1 protein-coding gene and 1 pseudogene are annotated in these 3,484 nt (G+C 67.9%); both read right to left on the reverse strand.

The window, feature by feature from the left end; genetic code table 11:
• Positions 1-2,622, reverse strand: a pseudogene (locus tag ACFP2T_RS47845) (hypothetical protein); the annotation flags it as partial.
• A 185-nt stretch (positions 2,623-2,807) separates the two neighbouring features.
• Positions 2,808-3,128, reverse strand: a complete 321-nt coding sequence (locus ACFP2T_RS47850) for a CU044_2847 family protein (protein ID WP_377434752.1) — start codon at positions 3,126-3,128, stop codon at positions 2,808-2,810.
• Positions 3,129-3,484 lie beyond the last annotated feature (356 nt).

The raw sequence follows: 3,484 nt of genomic DNA on the forward strand, positions 1-3,484 counted from the left end.
GCCGGTGTGGCCGGTCAGGGTGTGGATGAGCTGGCCATCGGTCGGGTTCCACACTCGGACCGACCGGTCGTTGCTGGCGGTGGCGAGTAGATGGTGCCCGTCGCTGGCCGGAACTACGCACAGCGCGTTCACCCCGCCGGTGTGGCCGGTCAGGGTGTGGATGAGCTGACCATCGGTCGGGTTCCACACCCGCACCGAGGTCCCACCGGCGGTGGCAAGCAGGTGGCGCCCGTCGCCGGCAGAAACCACGCACACCCCATCCACGCCGCTGGCATGGCCTGTGAGAGTGTGGATGAGCTGGCCATCCATCGGGTCCCACACCCGGACCGATCGGTCGTCGCTGGCGGTCGCAAGCAGGCAGCGTCCGTCGCTGGCCGGAACTACGCACACCGCGTTCACCCAGTCGGTGTGGCCGGAGAGAGTGTGAATGAGCTGGCCATCAGTCGGATCCCATATCCGCGCCGAGCCGTCGTCGCTGGCGGTTGCAAGTAAGTGGTACCCGCTGCCGGCTGGAACTACGCATACCGCCTTCACCGCGTGCGTATGGCCGGTGAGGGTGTTGCGTTCGGTCCGTGGGGAGACCGCGGCCCAGAGGGCTCGGTACGGTGCGTCGTTGTAGACAGGGAATGGTGGGTGGAGGCCTTCCATAGTGGTGGTGAGCTGGAACATGGCGGCGCGCAGAGTGGGCTCGGCCGTGAGGGCATGTGGTGTGAGGTGGAGCATCCGGCCCCGGTCGCGGCCGGTCGCCGTAGTAAGGGCGTCGGTCAGCGGGAGCAGGCGTCGCAGGTCCGCATGGCACAGGTAGTCGTCGTCGAGAAGCAGCTGCTCGGTCAGCCCGCCCGCGGCAGCGTGGCCCGGCACGCTGCGCAGCAGGTAAGCGGGGGCGTTCTCCCAGCCGATGCTGCGGCCGTGGCGGTACCAGATCTGGGTGAGTGCGCGTTCGTCGTCCGGCCGTGCATGCAGGTCGGCGCGCGCGGTCAGCAGCGCCTCGTTGAGCGCCTGATGAAACAGCCGGTAGGACGTCTGCCGGCTCCCGGCCGTAAGCGTAGGCTGGCCGGTCTCGACGAGGAAGTTCGCTGCAGCCGACCGCGCGAACACAGTCAGCTGGTGCTCGTCCAGGTCCTGGCCCAGGGCCTCCAGGCCCAGCCGCCACAGAGTCGTGGTCAGGCCCGGTGCCTCGGCGAAGGCGAGCACGGTCAGCAGGGTCGCCGCCGGAACCCCATCAACCGGCGTGAGGTGTTCGAGGTATCTACGCAGGGCGTCATTGGCCGACGGCGCGAAGGTGATGGCATCGATAGCAACCGGGGTCGTGTCATGCAGCCCGTGCATGCGAGCGATGAGCCCGGCGACCAGGAAGCTTTGGCGGGCCAACGACGCGATCCGTTCGGCGACCGGTCGGGCGACGGCATCATCTGCGTAGGGGTTGCCTGGGCGTTCGTCGCCCTCCAGCCGCAGCGTGGCCAGAGCGTAGTCGACAAGATCAGACTGGACAAAGTTGCTCGGGTCGTCGAGATCGAGCACATGCCTGGCGTGGCCGAAGACGCCGATCAGGTCACCCGCGTCGTCTCGGTATCGGCTGCCCACCACGACCTGAACGCTGCCGGTCACCAGCGGCAGCACGATCCCGGTCACGATCTGACGCGCGTCCGCCGGGCTCGACGCCTCGTCCAGCGCGTCGATCAGAATGTTGAAGCGGCGGCTGCGGGCCGGTCGCTGCTCCAACTCCGTGCGCAGGGCTCGTGGCAGGTCGTCGACCCGTGCGGGCAGGGGCACCGACGCCGCCCGGGCGATCTCGATCGCCACCTCGAGCGCGGTCTTGCCCTTGGCGTGCACCGCACACGCCACCGCTCCGACCGGAGCCCGCACCGCCGTGTCATCGGCGGGAAGCGCCTGGCGGATGCCGGGATCAGCAGTGGTGACGATTCGGCCGAGGACCGCCGACTTCCCCGCACCGGGCAGCCCGGTGACCACCAGAGCGCGCCGGTCCGGAACCGCATGCTCCAGCCAGGCCACTACCTGGGACAACGCGGCGGTCCGGCCCCGGAACCGGAACCCCCGCTCGCTGTCACCGCTGACTCCGCGCGCCCGGAGCAGCCAATGCCGGCCCGACTCCGGGTCCTCGGCCAACCGCCAGCCCCACGCGGCCAGCGCTTCCTCCTCAGCCGCCGCGGCCGACCAACCGGTCAACGCGTCCAGCTTCGCCTCCGGCAGCCACGCGCTGATTTGCCGCAACGTCAGCGCCCGAGCATCACCGCGATGCTCGCCAGCCATCTGCGCCTGCACCACCAGACCGACAACCGCCTGATACGCCGGTGACCACAATCCCGCACCACTGAACCCCGGCTCGACCACGTACGCCGAATCTGTCCGAAGTCGCACCCACCCGTACGACAACGCCGCGTCGACCTGCCCGTGCGTCGAACTGCCCAACACGTCACTGTTCGGATACCCGAACGCCCACCACTCGCCGTCCACAAGCCCGGCCGTCGGCGGATTCCGCAGCGGCGCCGGCACCACACCGTCCGGCGCCGCCGACTCCAGCACCAGCACTGCCGCATCGGCCAACTCGGGCGGCGGACCCTCCGGCAGCACCACCGACACCACCCGAGTGCGAACCGGCATCGACTCCAGCTTCGAAAACGCCACGAACAGCTCACCGGCCTTAGCCCAAGCCGCCGCCACATGGGCGCACGTCAACACCCGCCTCGCGTCGATCAGCACTCCCGTGCCGACCGGTTTCCAGTCCGACGCCGAGACGTGAACCGCCACCGTCCAGACATCCGACATCGGCCCCAACCGCCGGCCGGTCACGGCACCTCGGCCGCAACCTCGCCCGAACCACGCTCCCACGCCAGCATGACCTCGAAGTTCCCCTCGGTAGCTGCCTTCGCCACCAGCCAGGTCATCGTTCCGGTCACCTTCACCGCGAACTTGACCTCCACCCGATCCGGCGCGGCCTCACGCACCTGCTCCAACACCGCCTGCGCCGCACGAACCGCCGGCCCTACCGCCTCTCGGACCTGACCGACCAACTCCTCCGGCGAGGCCGCCGGCACAAACCCTGCCACCGGATCGATCTCGAACGACACCACAACATCATCAACCTCATATGTCACAACCTGCGACATCCCGATCACTCCCCTGCTCGGTCGCGCGCAATCCTAGCTGCCAAAGACCTGGATCAACTTCCGCCGGTCCACAACCGACAAGAATCAGACACCCACACACTCCGATCACTCGACCGAAAGGCAACACGGCAACGTCGCCAGACAGCCTCATCTATCCATTCGCTTACAGGAGCCGACAGCATTTAGTCGACTAACGCGACTTCAACCCCAACCTGTCACAGCCACCAACCACAACCCGACCGTCGCATCGCGAACGAACCCCGCATCTGAGATCAACAGCAGTTAGTAAAGCAAAGATCGGGTCTGTGGACGCTTCTATGGACGGCGTGGCGTTCCACCCGGGAGAGATGGGTCGC

Origin of the sequence: Plantactinospora solaniradicis (assembly GCF_042658085.1) — a bacterium.
GTDB classification, from domain to species: Bacteria; Actinomycetota; Actinomycetes; order Mycobacteriales; family Micromonosporaceae; genus Plantactinospora; species Plantactinospora solaniradicis.